Origin of the sequence: Proteus columbae (assembly GCF_002777965.1) — a bacterium.
In the GTDB taxonomy this organism is placed as follows: domain Bacteria; phylum Pseudomonadota; class Gammaproteobacteria; order Enterobacterales; family Enterobacteriaceae; genus Proteus; species Proteus columbae.
Genome location: NZ_NGVR01000023.1, coordinates 158,558 through 178,601, shown reverse-complemented (window position 1 = coordinate 178,601; position 20,044 = coordinate 158,558). Strand labels below are relative to the sequence as shown.

The window sequence follows — 20,044 nt, the reverse complement described above, 5'->3', positions numbered from 1 at the left end:
TTATTCATTCAACTATTCATAGTATGAGACTTGGTTACGTAACATCCAAAATAGTCTTATAAAAATATTTTTCTTTTGTTTTATTAAGCACAACAACACCAGTTAAGAGATATCTATAATGACTTGCGCAAAACGCCCTATTTTTAACTTAGAACTTGATTTACTTCGAACCTTTGTCGCCGTTGTCGATGGAAATACCTTCGCTGCCGCGGCTGAATCTGTTTGTCGCACACAATCCGCCGTTAGCCAACAGATGCAACGACTTGAGTCTCTACTTGGAAAAGAGCTGTTTGCTCGCCAAGGTCGAAATAAAACACTGACAGAAGCCGGTACACAACTACTTAATTACGCTCGCCGTATTTTACGCCTTAACGACGAAGCATGCCTTTCACTGATGCATGAAGAGATTGACGGCATTTTAAAAATTGGTTCTCCTGATGACACCGCAAACACGATTTTACCTGAGCTTCTCGCTCGTTTTTCAGGTGCTTATCCTCGCTTAATTATGGAAATTATTGTTAAACGTAGTCCATTCTTAATGTCTATGTTAGAAAACAATGAGCTAGATTTAGCCATTTCTACTGAAGAGCATGTGGGTTATCCTAAAATTGTGTTACGTGTTTCACCTTCATTATGGTATTGCGGAAAACATTTTAGATTTGATCTTGATGAACCGTTACCTCTCGTAGTACTTGATGAGCCAAGCACTTACCGCGATATGATGATAAATCATCTCGATCAGCAAGGTATTCGTTGGCGAATTGCTTATATTGCAACCACACTTTCTGGTGCAAGAGCGGCAGTACGAGCTGGCTTAGGAATTATGGCGCGTTCAATTGAGCTTTCTGGTGATGATTTACGTATTTTAGGTGAAAAAGAAGGTTTACCTGCTTTACCCGCGATCCGTTATAACCTTTATTTTAATTCTAATAGCCCAGGAAAAGCGGCACAAATTCTGTTTGATTCATTAAAAAACGAACAAAATGAAGTGATTAATCATGCAGATATCACTCTGCAACAAGAATAACTAAAATAGATAAAATCATTGCGATAAATCATCAGAAAATGAGAAGTAACAAAGGCTGGATTTTTCCTATTCTGGCCTTTGTTACCCACTTAACCCAAATTTCTTATCTAAAGCAAAGCACAATACTGTACCATATTGAATAAGAATGGAATAATAGCCACCTTTATTATAAAAAACGATTTGTTCTATCATCATAACGAGGAGAAAATATATGCCCATTTCCGTCAGTGAAATAATGGAAATATTGCCTCATCGTTATCCATTCTTATTAATTGATCGCGTTATTTCTAAACCCGCTGAACTTGCCAGTGGCAAATTAACAGCCATTAAAAATATCACAACCAATGATACCGTTGTTTTTGGCGAGTTTTACCCACCTTTATTACTCCTTGAAAGCATGGCTCAAGCTTCGGGCATTCTTGCACATTACTACCTTTCCCCTATGGGTGAAGATCAGCAATGTTATTTTGCCAGCATAAAGAATGCACGGTTTTATGATGTGGTAAAAGCAGGTGATCAGCTACTTATTGAGATCCAGTTTCGCAGGCAGCGACGCACTATTGTTAGCTTTTCAGGTACGGTGAAAATTGGGGAAAAGATAGTTTGTACATCTGAATTTATGTGTGCAAGGCAATAGATAAAGGATTGGTAGATAAAACCAATCCTTCACACAATAATCTTGTTTATACTATTTCAGCTTAACCTTCTATTTCTTTAACACGTAATAATTGTGTTATTTCTGAAATGGTTACACTGTCGAAATGCAATATTTTTTCAACTAATTGTGCCGATTGTTCAGCTTCTATCACCAAAGATGCGTTATCGTAAAATTTACTGATCACATCTTTATCTGTCATTGGATTTTTCGGATTACCATACTGTATATCTAATCTCTCCGTGATTTTTTCGCCATTTTTTAATGTCACGAAAATTAATCCGGGGAAATAGGTAGGAAATGAAATTTCCCCTTTTTCGGGATAACGATAACTTACACGCTTCGCTAACGATTGAATATCTTCCCGTTGTAGATTTTCAGGTAATAATGAAGATAGCGTTAATGCATTATCTAAAAAGCCTACAGCAAATAACCACGGCAAACTAAATTTAGCGCCATAAGTGGTTTGAGGCGACCATTTTGTTTCAGGTGGCTCACAAATCAAGGCAGCCGCAACAGGATCGACAACACACTCTACACTATCGATATCAGCAGCAGTGATCCCTCTTTTCAGTAAATTACGCCCACAATCAACAGTTGCATGAGCAAAATGGCACACAGGATAAGGCTTAATAGAAACATTTAAAAATTCCCATACTTCGCCTAATCCCATTGCTACTTGTTCTGGTTGCGCTTGCTCTCGAATACCATGTGTTTGATAAAGGCTATAACGACCTTCAAATATTGTTTCAGGGCCTGTCATTCCACCTTTTGCTAATGATGCTGCAATAATACCTGATTGTGCAGCCCATCCTGCATGAAAGCATTTAGAAGATGAGCTATTAGTAAGATATTCCGCCACTCCTCCTGCTTGACTTCCTGTTAGCCCTAATGCATTCACAGTTTGTTCAGGCGTCAATTTTAATAGTGAAGCAGCACAAGCCGTTGCGCCAAAAATACCGGCAATTGCTGTGGCATGAAAACCACGTTGATGAAATCCACTATGACTTGCTAAGCCCACTCTTGCTGCGACTTCCCAGCCAATCACCCACGCCGTTAAAATATCTTGTGATGATGCATCAATAGATTCACCCAATGCAAAAGCAACCGGCGTTAATACGGCACTACCATGTGTAATGGAATCGGTATGTGTATCATCAAAATCTAAAGCATGTGCTGCAATTCCATTGGCAAGGGCTGCCACAGTTGTACTTGCCGTTTGTGAACTTCCCCAAATCGGGATATCACCTTTACTATCAGGTAAAAAAGCAACGCCTTGTCGCCCTTGAGTTGCACTTTGTTGCACACTGCCAGCCAAAGCGACACCTAATGTATCTAATAAATGAATTTTGGCTCGATTCACCACTTGTGTTGGCAAATCAGAAAAAGTCGTTGTGGTAATAAATTGGGCTAACTGCTGACTCAATGTCATAAACACCTCGAAATAGATAAGAAAAAGCCAGCAATATCACCGGCTTTTAGATAATAAGAAGGTTGGATGTAATTAAGTCACTTAGTCATTTAGCCAGCCAGAGGCTTTGGTTTGTGCGACAACGCGATCAACCTGAGCTGGCGCATTACCCACATAAGTTGTTGGATCTAACAATGCATCAAGTTCTTCTTGCGTAATATGATCACGAATACGTGTATCACGATTAATTGCTTCTACAAAGGTAATACCTTCTTCTTGCCCTGACATTGATGCTTCATACACAATTTCATGTGCCGTTTGTTTACCTGCTTTATCAGATAATGCAAACATCACTCGTTCAGCCAGCATAAAGCCGCCCAAAATGTCCATATTTTTGCGCATTTTTTCAACATGAACATTTAATCCGCCTAATACTGTTTTCATATTATCAAAAATAACAGACAGCATCAGACACAGTTCTGGCATGATTTTCCATTCCATTTTCCAGATTGCGCCATCACGCTCATGTTGATGTTTCATCATATCGGTTAAAACAGAAAGATTTGCTTTTAAGGTGTTGCTGACACAAGCAGCATTTTCAACAATAGCCGGATTACGTTTATGAGGCATCGTTGAAGAACCCACTTGCCCTTTGCTGAAAGGCTCTGATAATTCATCAATTTCGTTATGTGCTAATATCAAAATTTCATTGGCAATTTTACCTAATGTACCGCTAATTAAGCCAATCAACATGCCATATTCGCTAAATCTATCACGCGCAGGTTGCCATGAAATTTCAGGCACACCTAAACCTAAGCGTTTTAATACACGAGTTTCCAATTCATCGGCTTTATCACTTAAAGACGCTTTTGTGCCCACAGCACCCACAACACTTCCCACAAATAAACGCGGTTCAATTTCTTTAAGACGTTGATAATGACGAGCTAACTCTGTTAACCAAATCGCAGTTTTATGGCCAAAAGTAATTGGCAGTGCTTGTAATGCTAATGTACGTCCTACCATAGGTGTATTGCGGTGTTTTTCACTTAATGAAAGCAATGCACGACCTAATATTTTGATATCACGAAGAAAAGTGTAATGAGCATCTTTCAATTGCAGTACAAGACCCGTATCAATCACATCTTGCGTAGTCGGTCCAAAATGAACATATTCACCATAATGTTCAGGGCAAGCATGTTCTAAGCCGCGAATAGTGGGCACTAATGGATGGCGAGTCAAACGCACTTGTTCTAATACATAATCCATATCAAGCTTTTCAAGCTTTGCCGTGTCTGCGATCACTTTTGCCGCGTCTTTTGGGATCAATCCAAGTTCAGCTTGTTCTATGGCTAATGCCGCTTCATAATCAAGCCAATTTTGCATTCTTGTTTTATCAGAAAAAATAGTTCTCATTTCTTCTGTTGACCATAAATTTTTTAATAAAACAGAATCAAATACGCTGGTTCCCATAATTATTTCCCCTGTTAAAAGAATAATAAAAAAATCGTTTTTTTAATCAAACGACTTGTTAGATTGTTATTTTATTTATGCAGTATAATTTCAAAAAAAACACTTTGATAATTTTAATCTAATTTCAAAAATTTCTAATCAATTAAAAAGTAACACCAATTCAATATGTTATAAATAATCCTTTATTTATTAGTTATAACTTTTGAATCTTAAATGTTATTTAAGATTTAATTAGAATAATTAATGCTGAAAAGTTAGATGAAGATCATCTTTTTTTAAAAAGAGCTATTTTAAAAATAAATAAGTTTGTTATAAATAATAGAAACAGAATAAGCGCAGAACAAAAAGTAATTAAAGATTTTATTTAATTACCGGGGAACTCTATTTCTATATTTGGAGATATTAATAATGAAACAAAATAAACAAACAAAACTGATACACAGTGGACGTCAAGAAATTAAAACCTCAGGTCCAATTAATCCGCCTGTTATGAGAGCTAGCACCATTGTTTTTGATTCTATTAAAAGCTGGCGTGATGTACGTGATCGTCGTGCAACAGAGCGCGTATTGAGTTACGGCGCTCGCGGCACAGAAACTGCTTTTGCACTGGAAGCCTTAGTAACAGAGCTAGAAGGTGGTCATCGCGCTCAATTGTTCCCTACCGGATTGGCAGCTATCGCTGTGACCATTATGGGATATGCGCGCAGTGGTGGTCATGTTTTATTTGCAGACTCTGTTTATGAACCTGTGCGTAAAATTGCCTCCGCTTTTCTTGAGCCTAATAACATTGCTTATAGCTTCTTTAAAACAGATGGTTCAGATTTTGAGCAAAAAATTCAAGACAATACACAGCTGATTTTTGTCGAATCACCGGGTTCATTACTTTATGAAATGCTCGACTTGCCTGAAATCTGCCGTATTGCGCATGAAAGAAATATTCCGGTTGGTGTTGATAATACTTGGGGCTCTGCATGGCTTTATAACCCACTGGAATTAGGTGCCGATGTCTCAGTTATTGCAGCGACTAAATATTTATGCGGCCACTCTGATGTGATGATGGGCATTATGGTTGCGAATGAAAAAGCATGGGAAAAAATTGGTGCATTGCCTGAAGCATTAGGCCAAGCCAGTAGCCCTGATGATGCAGCATTAGTGCTTCGTGGAATGAGAACACTGGGACAACGTCTTGCAGCCCATGGAAAATCTGCTCTTGCTATTGCGCAATGGCTAGAAACCCGCCCTGAAGTTGAAAAAGTGTGGTTCCCTGAATTACCTAATCACCCTCGTCATGATTTATGGAAACGTGATTGTAAAGGCAGCAACGGTTTATTAACCATTGAATTTAAACAAGGTTATACCGCCAAGCAATCAGAACAATTTATTGATGCTCTTGCGCTTTTTGGTATTGGTGCATCTTGGGGTGGATTTGAAAGCCTTGCTTTACCTGCCAATGTTGCTGGTGCAAGAAGTGCCTCTGATTGGCATGAAGGCCACGGTCCTTTTGTTCGTTTACATATCGGGCTTGAAGCAACTGAAGATTTAATTGCAGACATTACACAAGCGTTCTCAGCATTAAATAAATAACAACAATATTATTGCGTCACTACTAGGGAATTTATTATGACAGGTTTAATCATTGCCGCGCTGGTAACCGCGTTGGTGGTTTATCTACTGGCTAGAGGTTATAAACCTCAGCCAGTATTATTACTCGGGGGCTTATTGCTATTGCTCCTAACTGCTTCTCTCGATCTTAATCCGTTATTACCAGAAAATAAATCAACGCAATTTAAGTATTTTGATATTTTCCAAATCTTTACGGATATTATGAGTTCTCGCTTAGCGGGGCTGGGCTTAACATTAATGGCTATTGCGGGTTTCTCTCGTTATATGGAACACGTTGGCGCAAGCCGTGCTTTATTTGCCATTTTTGAAAAACCTCTTAAAGCAATTAAATCGCCTTATTTACTTTTGGTTATTTCATTTTTAGTTACCCAGATCTTGGTTATTTTTATTCCAAGCCATGCGGGTTTGGGAATGCTATTAATGGTCACCATGTATCCGATTTTAATTCGTTCTGGTATTAGCCCGCTTTCCGCTTTAGCGGTTATTGGATGTTGTCAATTTATTGACCATGGTCCCGGCTCTGGTAACGTCATTATGGCAGCAAAAACTGCGGATATTGAACCTGCCGTTTATTTTGTACAACATCAGTTGCCTATTACTATTCCTATTATTATCGCTGTAGCAATTACTCATTTCTTTATTCAGCGCTGGTGGGATAAACGTGAAGGTTTTGTTTTTGACCCAACAACAATTGATGTCGTAAAAGAAGAAGGTAATAAAATTCCGTTGTCTTATGCCTTATTACCTGTGATCCCTTTAGTACTCATTATTGGCTTTAGTCCTTTATTACACCCTTATATTAAATTAGAAGTTACCACAGCGATGGTTATCAGCACAGTGATTGCACTTCTTTTTGAATATGTTCGTTTACGCGATGCGAAGGCCGTAATGAATAGCTTTATGCTGTTTTTTGAAGGAATGGGTAAGCAATTTGTCTTAGTGGTATCGTTAATTGTATCGGGTGAGTTTTTTGCTAATGGTTTATTAAAAAGTGGTGCAGTCGATACACTTATTAGCTCTGCTCAAGATGCCGGTTTCGGTGTTGTCGCCATGATCCTTGTTATGAGTGCCATTCTTGCCTTAGCTGCATTCTTAATGGGTTCTGGTAATGCCGCCTTCTTCTCATTTGCGGCCTTAACACCGAAAATTGCTGCGTTCTTAAAAGTGGATGTCATTACCTTAATTTTACCTATGCAAATTATGACAAGCTTTGGTCGTACTGTTTCACCGATTACCGCAGCCATTGTCGCCATTGCAGGTATTGCGAATGTTTCACCATTCCAAATAGTTAAACGAACTGCTATTCCTATGGCTGTGGCAGCCATTGTGAACTTAGCAATGACATTCTGGTTCCTCTACTCGTAAAAATTGAGTTGCATTTTAAATGAAGTCTTAAGTTGCGTTACCCTTTTCCCTTAAACTCATTTACTCCTGAGTTTAAGGGATTTTTTCTTATCATTGACTGTAACCTTTGATTGAAACCATTAACACAACTTGTACTGTAATTAAGGCTATTTATGAAAGTAAATAGCCTTTTTTACATCTCTATTTAGCCTATTTAACGCGATAGAACGTCTCTCCTTTATTCTATATTTTTCCTCAATCTGAAGACTTAGCGCTTGTTTCAACCTCATATCTCGATATACTTTTGCGCAACATTCATCTGCAAATGAACATTATGAAAAAAATAATTATCGTTGTTATCGCACTACTTGCTTTTGGCTCTATCGGTGGCGTTTTCCTTGCGGGATTAAATATTTATACTCGTTCAACGACGCCAATAGAAAACAAACAAGCCCAACCTGAAACATCACCAACACAACAATTTCCAGCAATACCCGATAGCTCACCTTCCACAAAATAAATGAGGTTGCACTATGGAATATGATTACTTTGTCACGCCCCAATGGCTATTTGAACATCAAAATGATAGCGACCTTGTGATCCTTGATGTTAGCGCACCGATGCCAACACAAGATATTGATTATCTGAAACATTATCTTGAGCGTCATATTCCTCATGCTCACTTTTTTAACTTGGATGAGATTGCCGATAAAACAACAACATTGCCACATATGTTGCCATCCGATGCGTTATTTTCAAAAACGCTGACGCAATTAGGTATTTCTAATACCACAACGGTTATTATTTATGATCAAGGCAATTTATTCTCAGCGCCACGAGGCTGGTGGACATTGACAACTTTAGGTTGTCGTCATGTGCGTATTTTAGCTGGTGGCTTACAAGCATGGGTAGATGCTGGATTTGAAACCCAACAAGGTGAAGTCATTGCTACGCCAGCAACTTCACCTTTTGTGGTTGAGCGTCATACTCAACGTTATGCCAATAAACAACAGCTTCTTGATAATCTCAATACCAAGCAAAAACAGATGATAGATGCTCGTTCAGCAGACAGATTTTATGGTAGAGCGCCAGAACCTCGCCCTGGTTTGCGCAGTGGACATATTCCTGGTAGTAAAAACGTTCCGTGGAATGAACTCGTTGTTAATGGACAATTGAAAAGCAACGCTGAGCTAAAGCAAATTTTTGAACACGCGGGTGTAAATTTATCACAACCTATCATTGTCACTTGTGGCTCTGGTATGACTGCGGCAATTTTATTTTTAGCGTTAACGGTATTAGGTTGCCAATCTATTGCACTTTATGACGGCTCTTGGGCGCAATGGGGCGCTGAAAGTGCCCTCCCTTGTGAATGCTAATTTAATCGGCTTTTGCCTTAAAAAAGTAAACCCGCATTATGCGGGTTTATTATCACTTTCTATTTGGTATGAAAGTTTGGTGTGAAAGTCTTAACTTGCAAATATCTTTGCAAGATAGAGCACCACAATGGCACCAATAACAGCAACTACAAAGCTACCAAAATTAAATCCGTCTACTTTTCCTTTACCAAAGAAACTGCTAATTGCACCACCGACAACTGCACCGACAATACCCAGAATACAAGTCCATATCAGACCAATATCATAAGAACCCGGCATTAAGAATTTCGCTAAAACACCAGCAATCAGACCAAAGATGATCCAAGCAATAATTCCCATATTTCCCCCTAAAAATAGTCATGATATAAACAACATACCTAAAAATGTCACTTATTGAGTGTAAGTCGAAATAGTTATTTTTTCCAATTATTGGAGATAAGTAACATTATATTTAAGATAAATAGAGAGGTTATTGCTTAACGAACAAAAAAATAGCGCTAATTAATTAGCACTATTTTTTATCGAATAAGATGATTTTTAAACTACAACGCTTCTATTGCGATGGCGATTTCTGGTGAGGTTTTTAGTGTTCGAATTTGCCTAAATAACTCATCTGCCTCTGGATACTCTTTGCGTAAATAGCTAAACCACTGCTTAATACGTGATGCATGATAAATCGTCGTATCACCGCGCTTTTCTAAACGAACATAGCGCTTTAATAATTCAATCACCTCTTGCCAAGGCATTCTAGCTTCTATGCCTTTTACAACACGGCTTAAGTTAGGGGTATTCATTGCACCACGACCAATCATTATTGCATCGCAACCTGTTGTGGCTAAGCAGGCTAATGCATCTTCACGGTTCCAAATTTCACCATTAGCAATCACAGGGATTGAAAGCCTTTGACGAATATCACCAATGGCCTGCCAATTAATTTTTTCGGCATTATAACCATCTTCTTTGGTTCTACCATGTATGGTGATTTCCGTAGCACCACCTTGCACCACTGCATCAGCAATTTCATGGCTATACGCTGAAGAATCCCAGCCAAGTCTCACTTTAACAGATACAGGTAACTCTAAAGGCACTGCGTCACGCATTGCTTTTGTTGCTTGATAAATCGTTTCTGGCTGTTTTAGAAGTGAAGCTCCACCGCCACTACCATTGACTGTTTTTGAAGGGCAACCGCAGTTTAAATCAACGCCCCAAGAGCCTAAAGAAACAGCTCTAAAGGCATTTTCAGCCAACCATTGTGGATGTTGTCCTAATAATTGCACTCGCACCAGTGTTCCACTTTTAGTGCGGCTTTCTGTCTGCAATTCAGGGCATAAGCGATAAAACGCTTTCGTTGGCAGTAATGAGTCTACAACTCGTACAAACTCTGTAATACAGAGGTCGTAATCGTTAATTGAAGTGAGTAATTCTCTCACAAGGGGGTCTAAAACCCCCTCCATTGGCGCTAATAGAACTCGCACTTTTTAACCTCAAAACTCTTTTCTAGCTTTTGACCAAGGGCTTTGATTATCACTACCTTCATTATTTTTCTGTGAACGGCGAGGCCCTAATTTTCCGGTACGAGAGCCATCTTTATTACGGTAGTTTTCTTTATTTTTATTACGTCCAGACTCTTTACCTTCGCTATCGCCGTCTCTACGACTATTGTTGCGATTGTCTTTGCCACGAATATCTGCACGGCCACCACTTCTACGCGGTGCATTATTCTTTGGTTTTTTATGCAAAGGTGCTGCTTTAATTGAAGGATCAGGATCGTAACCTTCTAATGCTAAACGTGGAATTTCGCGTTTTAATAAACGTTCAATATCAGCTAATAAACCATGTTCATCAACACAAACAAGTGAAATAGCTTTACCCGTTGCAGCTGCACGACCCGTTCTACCAATACGGTGAACATAATCTTCTGCCACTTGCGGTAATTCAAAATTGACCACATAAGGCAGTTGGTCGATATCAAGACCACGAGCCGCAATATCTGTTGCGACTAACGCTTTTAATTTGCCGTCTTTAAAATCAGCTAAAGCGCGCGTTCTTGCACCTTGGCTTTTATTACCGTGGATAGCAGCTGATTTAATTCCATCTGCATTTAAATGTTCAGCAAGTTTATTCGCACCGTGTTTAGTACGTGTAAAAATAAGCACTTGTGGCCAATTTTCTAAACCAATTAAGTGTGATAACAACTCTGTTTTACGTTTTTTATCCACTAAATGAACATATTGATCAACAGATTCAGCAGCCGAGTTTTTTGGCGCAACTGAAATACTCACAGGATTATTTAGTAGCGAATTGGCAAGACCCGTGATCTCTTTAGAGAACGTCGCTGAAAACAGTAAGTTTTGGCGTTTCTTCGGTAATTTACTAATGACTCGACGAATATCGTGGATAAATCCCATATCTAACATACGATCAGCTTCATCAAGCACTAAAACTTCAACGCGAGAAAGGTCAACCGCATTTTGATGTTCAAGATCGAGTAAACGTCCCGGTGTTGCAATCAGTACATCAACACCACCACGTAACTTCATCATTTGTGGATTAATGCTCACACCACCAAAAACAACTAACGAACGAATAGGAATATAACGGCTATACGCTTTTACATTTTCAGCAATTTGAGCCGCAAGCTCGCGCGTTGGTGTCAAAATCAGCGCTTTAACTGGTTGACGACCTTTTGTTTTTACGGCTGATTGAGATAGCTTTTCCAATATTGGTAATGTAAAAGCTGCTGTTTTACCTGTGCCTGTTTGCGCACTCGCTAATACGTCTTTACCCGCCAAAATCGGCTCAATCGCCTGCTGTTGAATAGGGGTTGGGGTTTTATACCCTTGTTCATCAATAGCGCGGAGAAGCGCCTCACTTAAACCAAGCGATGTAAAATCGGTCAAAACAGTAGTCTCCTACAACCAGAACGTATAACACGGTGATTGAAATTAAAAATGACGGGCTTTCATACTGTCAATCTATAGGTATTATTACTCTATAGGTACTATCATTTCTAGTTATAGACAGTGATGAAAGAGAATGAACCTTGTTAGGTTAACCTAATAACCCCTATTCTAACAGTTTTTGCTATATTCAGAATACAAAAATAATTTTCAATAATAGATTACACTTTTTTTATTACACATTACCTTTATTCGATTATTTATCACAAATTTTCCCTATTGTTCAATATCATCTAATATAATACGCCTTGTTATCGCTGTTTTTAATATCATTGGTTTTGTTACATTTTACTTAAGTAAGGTATCTTCTATCATGTCAGACATCCAACAGAAGACGACGCGCGGTGAACTAGCAAAACGACAATTATTGGAAGCGGCATGTGAGATCTTTGGTAAAAATGGGCCAGATGCCGCCACAACACGCCAAATTGCACAAGCTGCTCAACAAAATATTGCCGCTATCGCTTATTATTTTGGTTCCAAAGAAGGGCTATATCTCGCCGTTGCACAACATATTGCTGATCTTATTCGCCTTGATTTTGAACCGACAGTGGTCATTCTTGATGAATTTCTGGAACGGCCTAACCCAGCAGAACATCTCCCATTACTGCAAACACTTATTACAGATAGCTTTTTACAATATGCTCGCCTTGTGCTTGATAAAGAAAATATTCATCTAAGTCGCATTATGGCAAGGGAACAGCTTGTTCCAACCGAAGCATATTCCTTGATCCACCAGCAAGCGTTATCGCCTCTTTTAACGCGTGTAAACAAGCTGTTAGCTATCTATATTGGTTTAGATGCTGTTCTGCCTACAACCATGCTACATACTCACGCTATATTGGGAGAAGTGCTATCATTTCGTTTAGTCAGGGAAACTATCCTAAGACAAACTGGATGGGATAGAATTGGTAAAAATGAGTATCAGATTATCTCCAACACTTTAAAAACTCATATTACTTTATTACTCAACGGATTAAGAGAGATTTACACTAACACTCATCACGCATAAATAGAGTTATTATGAAAACTAAAAAAGTCAGTTTGTTTATTATCTTAATGATTATTATCGGTATTGTTGCAGGTATCTATTATTACGAAGAAAACAAAGAGTCTGAATTAGTACTCTATGGCAATGTCGATATACGTACAGTCAACCTTAGTTTTCGTGTTGCTGGAAGATTAGACACATTACAAGTTGATGAAGGTGCTCCTGTCCAAAAAGGGCAATTATTAGGCAAGCTTGATGATGCGCCCTATCGCAATGCACTAAATAAAGCTTATGGTGAGCGTGATAGTGCAATTGCTTCGCTAGCTTTAATGGAAGCGGGATATCGCACTGAAGAAATCGCACAAGCTCAATCTGATGTGTCATTAAAGCAAGCCGCTTGGCAATACGCAGAAAACTTTTATAAACGTCAGCAAGATCTTGCTAACCGAAAAGTAATCTCAGCCAATGATTTAGATAGCGCAAGAAATAATCGCAATCAAGCGGCGGCAGCCTTAAAAGCGGCGCAAGACAAGCTAAATCAGTATCAAAATGGTTATAGAAAAGAAGACATTGATGCGGCGAAAGGACAAGTTATGCAAGCTAAAGCCGCCGTTGCACAAGCTGAATTAAACCTCCAAGACACGCAATTAATTTCTCCATCACAAGGTACTGTGCTAACTCGAGCTGTGGAACCCGGCACTATGTTATCTGCTGGAAGCCCTGTATTTACGGTGTCATTAACTAACCCTGTTTGGGTCAGAGCTTATATCAGTGAAACTCACTTAAGCGAAGCTGTTCCTAATCGAGAAGTTTATCTATACACCGATGGACGTAAAGATAAGCCTTATCATGGTACGATTGGATTTGTTTCACCAACAGCCGAATTTACCCCAAAAAGTGTTGAAACACCGGAGTTAAGAACTGATTTAGTGTATCGCCTCAGAGTAGTTGTGACGGATGCCGATGATGCATTGCGCCAAGGTATGCCTGTCACCTTAAAATTTGCTTCCTCTCATTAAGTGTGGAGGAAAAATGGAACTCGTTGATTACACTATCGAACTTCACGGTGTTGAGAAATGCTTTAAAGGACTGGAAAACCCTGCTGTTTCGTCATTAACAGCCACCATTACAGGTGGCTCTGTGACGGGTTTAGTTGGCCCTGATGGTGCAGGCAAAACAACTTTAATTCGTATGCTTGCCGGTTTATTAAAACCTGATGCCGGTGATATTCGTATTTTAGGAATGGATCCGCAAAAACAGAGTGTCAATGTCAGAGCTATTCTTGGCTATATGCCACAAAAATTTGGTCTGTATGAAGATTTAACGGTATTAGAAAACCTCAATCTTTATGCTGACTTAAAAAATGTCATTGGTGATGAGCGCGAAAAAGTTTATCACCAACTACTCACCTTCACCGATCTTACTCGCTTTACATCTCGCCTTGCAGGCAATCTTTCAGGAGGGATGAAACAAAAGCTTGGGCTGGCTTGTACTTTATTAGGTAGCCCTAAAGTGCTTCTTCTTGACGAGCCGGGCGTGGGTGTCGATCCTATTGCACGCCGTGAACTTTGGCAAATGGTGCATGCTTTGGCCAGCGATGGCATGTTGATATTATGGAGTACCTCTTATCTTGATGAAGCAGAGCAATGTAAAAACATTCTCTTACTTAACAAAGGAGAGCTACTTTATAGTGGCATTCCTCAAGAGCTAACAGCAAAAATGACAGGTCGCTCTTTTCTTCTTAATGTTGAAGGTCATCAGCGTAGAAAAGTATTGCAACAGGCAATTATTCAGCCGCAGGTAACTGATGGCGTTATTCAAGGGCAATCCGTTCGTTTGATCCTGAAAAAACAGAGTAATCAAACTGAATTACTAAGCGCTTTGGGTAAATCTGATGCGAAGCTTATTCCTGCAACACCTCGCTTTGAAGATGCTTTTATAGATTTATTAGGAGGCGGCCCTTCTCATAAATCTGAATTAGCTGAAATTATGCCTCAGATCCCTCCGGCACCTAATGAAACCGTAATTGAAGCGCAACAGTTAACCAAAATGTTTGGCCAATTTGCAGCGACAGATCATGTCGATTTCCAAGTTAAACGTGGTGAAATTTTCGGTTTATTAGGCCCTAACGGCGCAGGTAAATCGACAACCTTTAAAATGATGTGTGGTTTATTAGTTCCCACCAGCGGCAAAGCCCTTGTGCTAGGTATGGACTTGAAAGAAAGCTCTGGCAAAGCGCGTCAACATTTAGGTTATATGGCACAAAAATTCTCACTTTATGGCAACCTTAAAGTGGGGCAAAACTTGAAATTCTTTTCGGGTGTTTATGGCCTACATGGTAAGCAACAACGCGATAAAATCAGCGATATGATAACAGCCTTTGGTTTACAGCCGATGGTGAATCAAATCACAGAAACCTTGCCTTTAGGTTATAAACAACGCCTTGCCCTTGCGTGCTCATTAATGCACGAGCCTGATATTCTCTTTTTAGATGAACCCACATCAGGTGTTGACCCATTAACACGAAGAGAGTTTTGGCTACATATTAATGGCATGGTTGATAAAGGAGTGACCGTGATGGTTACCACTCACTTTATGGATGAAGCTGAATATTGTGATCGCATTGGTTTGGTTTATCGAGGAAAAATCATTGCGGCTGGCGAGCCTGATTCTCTGAAAAAAATGGTTGCCAGCAAAGATAATCCAACCCCTTCAATGGAAGATGCCTTTATTGGTTTAGTGCTGGATTACGATAAAAAACTTGAAAGTGAAAATGATAAAGGGAGCGAAAAACATGCATAATTCAGCTCAATCATCTCATGCTCGCTTTTCTTGGCGACGTTTATACGCACTGTGTTTAAAAGAAACAAAGCAAATTACTCGTGATCCCAGTAGTGCCCTAATTGCTATTGTTATCCCACTTACTTTGCTGTTTATTTTTGGCTATGGCATTAACTTAGACTCAAGCAAATTGAATATTGGTATTTTAACTAATCAACAAAGCCAACCAGCACAAGAGCTTGTTTACACTTTCACGAATTCACCGTATATCAATGCAACAATTAGCGATAATCGACAATTATTAATCGATAAAATGCAGGCGGGGCAAATTCGGGGCATTGTAGTTATTCCTGTTAATTTTGCTGAATTACTTGCTCGCCAAGATACTAAAGCTCCGATTCAAGTGATCACCGATGGCAGTGAGCCTAATACGGCAAATTTTGTACAAGCTTACACAAAAGGAGTTTGGCAAATTTGGTTACAACAACAAGCCATCAGTAAAGGTATTGATACTACGCCATTAATTGAAATAGAACCTCGTTATTGGTTTAATCCCGCGGCAATTAGTCAGCACTATATTATTCCGGGTGCTGTCACTATTATTATTACAGTAGTTGGGGCTATTCTTACCTCGTTAGTGATTGCTCGCGAATGGGAAAGAGGCACTATGGAAGCCTTGCTCTCCACTCAAATCACACGCACAGAACTATTACTTTCAAAGCTTATTCCTTACCAAGTATTAGGCAGTTTTGTCATGATTTTGTGTATGGTAGTCACCGTGTTTGTGCTTGGCGTGCCTTATCGAGGATCGTTGTGGATTTTAGGCGGGATCACTTCGCTCTTTTTAGCCACTGCTCTAGGTATGGGATTGCTTATTTCCACGCTAACGCGTAATCAATTTAATGCCGCAATGATTTCATTAAATGCTGCATTTTTGCCCGCAATTATGTTATCAGGCTTTGTTTTTGAAATTGATAGTATGCCCATCTTTATTCAAGTGGTGACCTATTTTATTCCTGCTCGTTATTTTGTGAGTAGCCTACAAACACTGTTTTTAGCTGGCGATATTCCGTTGATATTAATGTTAGATATGTGGTTACTGATCGTTTCTGCCATATTCTTTATTGGCTTAACGGCGTTAGCAACACGACGTCGATTGGATTAAAGGGAGAGTATTTATGTTTTATCGTCTTCTCACCCTGATAATGAAAGAGCTACAGTCATTATTACAAGAGCCTCAAACACGGGTGATCTTAATACTGCCAGTTATCTTTCAGATGATCTTATTCCCGTTTGCTGCAACGTTAGATGTTACCAATGCCTCTATTGCCATTTTTGATGAAGATAATGGAAAGCAATCTATTGAATTAACCCAACGTATCGCCAAAGCCAGCGCATTTTCTCAAACTCTTTTGCTTAAAAATGAACATGAAATAAAAGAAACCATTGATAATCGCAAAGCACTTTTATTAGTTCGTTTTCCACAGAATTTTAGTGCTGATTTAGAAAGCCGTGTTCCTGTTAAATTACAAATAATCCTAGATGGTCGAAATTCTAATAGTGCGCAAATTGCCGCTAATTATGTACAGCAAATAGTACAAAACTATCAAACTGAATTAGCAGGCAATACACCTTCTTTGCTGAATAAAACAGAACTTGTTGTTCGAAATTGGTATAACCCTAATTTAAATTACAAATGGTTTATTGTGCCCTCTTTAGTCGCATTAATTATTACCATTGGTGTAATGATTGTAACTTCACTTTCGGTCGCCCGAGAACGCGAGCAAGGCACGTTAGATCAACTGTTAGTTTCTCCACTTTCAACATGGCAAATCTTTGTCGGTAAAGCTGTTCCTGCAATGGTTGTTGCTGCTATTCAAGGCACAATCGTTTTGATTATAGGGATATTTGGTTATCAAATTCCTTTTTCAGGTTCACTATTACTGTTTTACTTTACTATGCTGATTTATGGCTTATCGCTGGTGGGTTTTGGCTTATTAATATCGGCATTAAGTTCAACACAGCAACAGGCTTTTATTGGTGTCTTTGTGTTTATGATGCCTGCGGTTTTATTATCCGGCTATATTTCCCCCGTAGAAAATATGCCCATTTGGCTACAACATGCCACATGGATAAATCCTATTCGCCATTTCACCGATATCACAAAACAGATTTACCTTAAAAATGCCGACATCACTGTAATATGGCACAGTTTATGGCCTTTATTAGTAATAGCAGTAGGAACTGGTAGCATTGCGTATTATCTTTTCCAACGGAAGATAGCTTAAAATCTGTACTTTGATAACTAACTCTAATAGACTGATACCAAAGAAAAAATTAATAGGCGTGCAATATGCAAATCAGCAAACTACGGCTTGAAAATTATGGTGTTTTTACTGATGCTAACATCACGTTAGCCACAAAAGATGGCAACGAGAATGGCTCAAATATTACTGTGTTTATTGGTAATAATGGCTCAGGAAAAAGTAGTATTTTAGATGCGATTGCGACAGGCTTAAGTTGGTTTACAACAAAATTAGAGAAAAATGATAGAGAGGCGCAAGGTAAATTTGTAGATGAATCAAAAATTAATGTTTTGTCTGATCATTGCATAATTTCCTTTGAATCAAGAAATGATCCTGTTCTTTACATTGGTAAATCCCTTGTTTTTCTATATCAAGATGATTTATCTTTCAGTTTAAATTCTGTACGTAAAAAAAGGGAAGACAATAATGTATATCCTAAAGGTGATGATTCAGAACTAAAATCCTTTATTCTCCAAAATTATCTATTATCACCACTTCAGCAAAATAAAAATTTCCCTATTGTAGCCTATTATGGTGCAACACGTCATACTTATGACACGACCATCAATAACGCTATTCAGCCCAATAATCACCATAAATTCGACATATTATCTGCTTATAAAGATGCCCTTGATGCTAAAACAGATTATGCCGACTTTTTTGCTTGGTTTCGTTATCGTGAAGATGTAGAGAATGAAACGGCTCCTCACACAAGCATTATGAAATTGTTAGAAAAACATACTGATGTAAATAGTGAAATTTACCAAAGTATGTTAGCAGAGCAAAAAAAATTACAAGATAAAGCACTCACTGCTGTACGTGAAGCCATTAAAATCTTTTTGTCTGATGATAATTCAATCATTGAAAATATTTATATTGAACGAACGCCTGATCTTTCAATGAAAGTGGTTAAAGACGGTACTCACTTTGCAATTGAGCAACTCTCTTATGGTGAAAAATCATTACTTGCCATGATTGGTGATATTGCACGCCGTTTAACACTTTTAAATCCAACTTTGGATAATCCCTTAAAGGGCAAAGGCATTATTTTAATTGATGAACCTGATGTCCACTTGCACCCTAAATGGCAACGACGATTAATCGCTTTATTGGATAAAACCTTTCCTAACTGCCAATTTGTATTAACAACGCACTCTCCACTATTAATCAGTGATCATAAAGGTGTTCTGGTATATGGCATTGAAAAAGGTCAGGTTGAGGAAGTTTCTTCACTTTATGGGCAAGATATCAATAGCGTACTGTCAGACATTATGGGAACTGCCTCTATCAATCAAAGAGTGCAAAGCCAAATTGGCGATATTCTTGATGCTATTCAAAATGCCGATATTGCAACAGCAAAAAATTTACTGACTGAATTAGAAAAAGAGATTTCTACCAATAACATCGAAGTCGTAAAAGCACGGTTATTGCTAAAGAAAAAGGAAGTTCAACTTGAGAAAAATCAGCAAAAGAAATAATTATGAACCCACAAGTTTAACTCAATGGAAAAAACAGAATAAAAACAAAAAATATGCGGATCTCACTTATAGTGTTCGTGCTGATATAAGAGAAGAATTACTCAAAGAGCAATTCTATTTATGTGGGCACTGTTGTCAGCAAATTGTAAGCATTCAAAATTGCCATAATGAGCATATTGAGCCACAACAATTAGCACAACAAAAAACGCTTGATTTCACTAATCTTATCGCCAGTTGTAATACTAAAAAACAGTGTGGTGATTCTCATCAACATTACCCTCTTCCTCTCACTCCACTTATGGATGAGTGTGAAACTGAGCTACAGTTTTCAATTAGTGGTCGAGTTAATGGTCTAACCTCCCGTGCTGAAAAAACGATTGAAATATTGAATTTAGGCTCTAGCGCTCTTCCTAATGACTCATTAGTCAGCAAAAGAAAACACGCTATTGAACAAATCTTATTTATTAATGGAATTAAACCTCATGAAGGACTAGAGGATGATGATTTACTTAATGATTTAATCATAGAACTAGCAAAACCTAATAATGATGGAAAACTAGAAAGCTTTTCACCTATTATTATTAATATATTGAAACAGTGGTTAACTTAACGGTAAGGGTTA

Annotated in this window: 18 protein-coding genes; 13 read left to right on the top strand and 5 right to left on the bottom strand. The window is 38.6% G+C overall.

Going from position 1 to position 20,044, the window contains the following annotated elements; genetic code table 11:
• Positions 1-118 precede the first annotated feature (118 nt).
• Both CBE70_RS11860 and fabZ read left to right on the top strand, forming a co-directional pair.
• Positions 119-1,027 carry a LysR family transcriptional regulator gene (locus tag CBE70_RS11860; RefSeq protein ID WP_100159502.1) on the top strand — a complete coding sequence of 303 codons (909 nt, stop codon included), beginning with the start codon at positions 119-121 and terminating at the stop codon, positions 1,025-1,027.
• A gap of 211 nt (positions 1,028-1,238) precedes the next feature.
• Complete coding sequence (fabZ, locus tag CBE70_RS11855; protein ID WP_100159501.1) at positions 1,239-1,664, top strand: 3-hydroxyacyl-ACP dehydratase FabZ; 426 nt, start codon at positions 1,239-1,241, stop codon at positions 1,662-1,664.
• Between the two features lie 61 nt (positions 1,665-1,725).
• Here fabZ and CBE70_RS11850 read toward each other — a convergent pair whose 3' ends face one another.
• A complete protein-coding gene (locus CBE70_RS11850) occupies positions 1,726-3,114 on the bottom strand; it encodes an MmgE/PrpD family protein (RefSeq protein WP_100159500.1) in 1,389 nt (462 codons plus the stop codon).
• A gap of 81 nt (positions 3,115-3,195) precedes the next feature.
• Complete coding sequence (gene purB, locus CBE70_RS11845) at positions 3,196-4,563, bottom strand: adenylosuccinate lyase (protein ID WP_100159499.1); 1,368 nt, start codon at positions 4,561-4,563, stop codon at positions 3,196-3,198.
• A 408-nt stretch (positions 4,564-4,971) separates the two neighbouring features.
• On the opposite strand from purB, the gene metC reads away from it, so the two are divergent.
• From metC to sseA, 4 genes are all read left to right on the top strand, one after another.
• Positions 4,972-6,147, top strand: coding sequence for a cystathionine beta-lyase (metC, locus tag CBE70_RS11840; RefSeq protein WP_100159498.1), 1,176 nt, complete (start codon positions 4,972-4,974; stop codon positions 6,145-6,147).
• Between the two features lie 36 nt (positions 6,148-6,183).
• Positions 6,184-7,551 carry a C4-dicarboxylate transporter DcuC gene (dcuC, locus tag CBE70_RS11835; protein ID WP_100159497.1) on the top strand — a complete coding sequence of 456 codons (1,368 nt, stop codon included), beginning with the start codon at positions 6,184-6,186 and terminating at the stop codon, positions 7,549-7,551.
• 313 nt (positions 7,552-7,864) lie between these two features.
• Positions 7,865-8,050, top strand: coding sequence for a hypothetical protein (locus tag CBE70_RS11830; protein WP_100159496.1), 186 nt, complete (start codon positions 7,865-7,867; stop codon positions 8,048-8,050).
• Between the two features lie 13 nt (positions 8,051-8,063).
• Positions 8,064-8,906, top strand: a complete 843-nt coding sequence (gene sseA, locus CBE70_RS11825) for a 3-mercaptopyruvate sulfurtransferase (protein ID WP_100159495.1) — start codon at positions 8,064-8,066, stop codon at positions 8,904-8,906.
• 90 nt (positions 8,907-8,996) lie between these two features.
• Here the strand turns inward: sseA and CBE70_RS11820 are convergent, their stop codons facing one another.
• From CBE70_RS11820 to rhlE, 3 genes are all read right to left on the bottom strand, one after another.
• Positions 8,997-9,245 (bottom strand): GlsB/YeaQ/YmgE family stress response membrane protein, encoded by a 249-nt coding sequence (locus CBE70_RS11820; RefSeq protein ID WP_100159494.1) that lies wholly within the window; start codon positions 9,243-9,245, stop codon positions 8,997-8,999.
• 203 nt (positions 9,246-9,448) lie between these two features.
• Positions 9,449-10,381: a tRNA dihydrouridine(16) synthase DusC gene (dusC, locus tag CBE70_RS11815; protein WP_100159493.1), complete on the bottom strand. Its 933-nt coding sequence runs from the start codon at positions 10,379-10,381 to the stop codon at positions 9,449-9,451.
• A 9-nt stretch (positions 10,382-10,390) separates the two neighbouring features.
• Positions 10,391-11,806 (bottom strand): ATP-dependent RNA helicase RhlE, encoded by a 1,416-nt coding sequence (rhlE, locus tag CBE70_RS11810; protein WP_100159492.1) that lies wholly within the window; start codon positions 11,804-11,806, stop codon positions 10,391-10,393.
• A gap of 373 nt (positions 11,807-12,179) precedes the next feature.
• Here rhlE and cecR point away from each other — a divergent pair, with 373 nt between their 5' ends.
• From cecR to CBE70_RS11775, 7 genes are all read left to right on the top strand, one after another.
• The gene (gene cecR, locus CBE70_RS11805; RefSeq protein WP_100159491.1) at positions 12,180-12,878 is read left to right on the top strand and encodes a transcriptional regulator CecR; all 699 of its coding nucleotides are present in this window, start codon (positions 12,180-12,182) and stop codon (positions 12,876-12,878) included.
• Positions 12,879-12,889: 11 nt separating this feature from the next.
• Positions 12,890-13,876 (top strand): secretion protein HlyD, encoded by a 987-nt coding sequence (gene hlyD, locus CBE70_RS11800; protein WP_100159490.1) that lies wholly within the window; start codon positions 12,890-12,892, stop codon positions 13,874-13,876.
• Between the two features lie 13 nt (positions 13,877-13,889).
• Positions 13,890-15,659 carry an ATP-binding cassette domain-containing protein gene (locus CBE70_RS11795; protein WP_100159489.1) on the top strand — a complete coding sequence of 590 codons (1,770 nt, stop codon included), beginning with the start codon at positions 13,890-13,892 and terminating at the stop codon, positions 15,657-15,659.
• Positions 15,652-16,803: an ABC transporter permease gene (locus CBE70_RS11790; protein WP_100159488.1), complete on the top strand. Its 1,152-nt coding sequence runs from the start codon at positions 15,652-15,654 to the stop codon at positions 16,801-16,803. Before CBE70_RS11795 ends, CBE70_RS11790 begins: the two co-directional genes overlap by 8 nt.
• A gap of 13 nt (positions 16,804-16,816) precedes the next feature.
• Positions 16,817-17,926 (top strand): ABC transporter permease, encoded by a 1,110-nt coding sequence (locus CBE70_RS11785; protein WP_100159487.1) that lies wholly within the window; start codon positions 16,817-16,819, stop codon positions 17,924-17,926.
• 65 nt (positions 17,927-17,991) lie between these two features.
• A complete protein-coding gene (locus CBE70_RS11780) occupies positions 17,992-19,422 on the top strand; it encodes an AAA family ATPase (RefSeq protein ID WP_100159486.1) in 1,431 nt (476 codons plus the stop codon).
• Positions 19,397-20,032, top strand: a complete 636-nt coding sequence (locus tag CBE70_RS11775) for a retron system putative HNH endonuclease (RefSeq protein ID WP_100159485.1) — start codon at positions 19,397-19,399, stop codon at positions 20,030-20,032. Before CBE70_RS11780 ends, CBE70_RS11775 begins: the two co-directional genes overlap by 26 nt.
• The last annotated feature ends 12 nt before the right edge of the window (positions 20,033-20,044 follow it).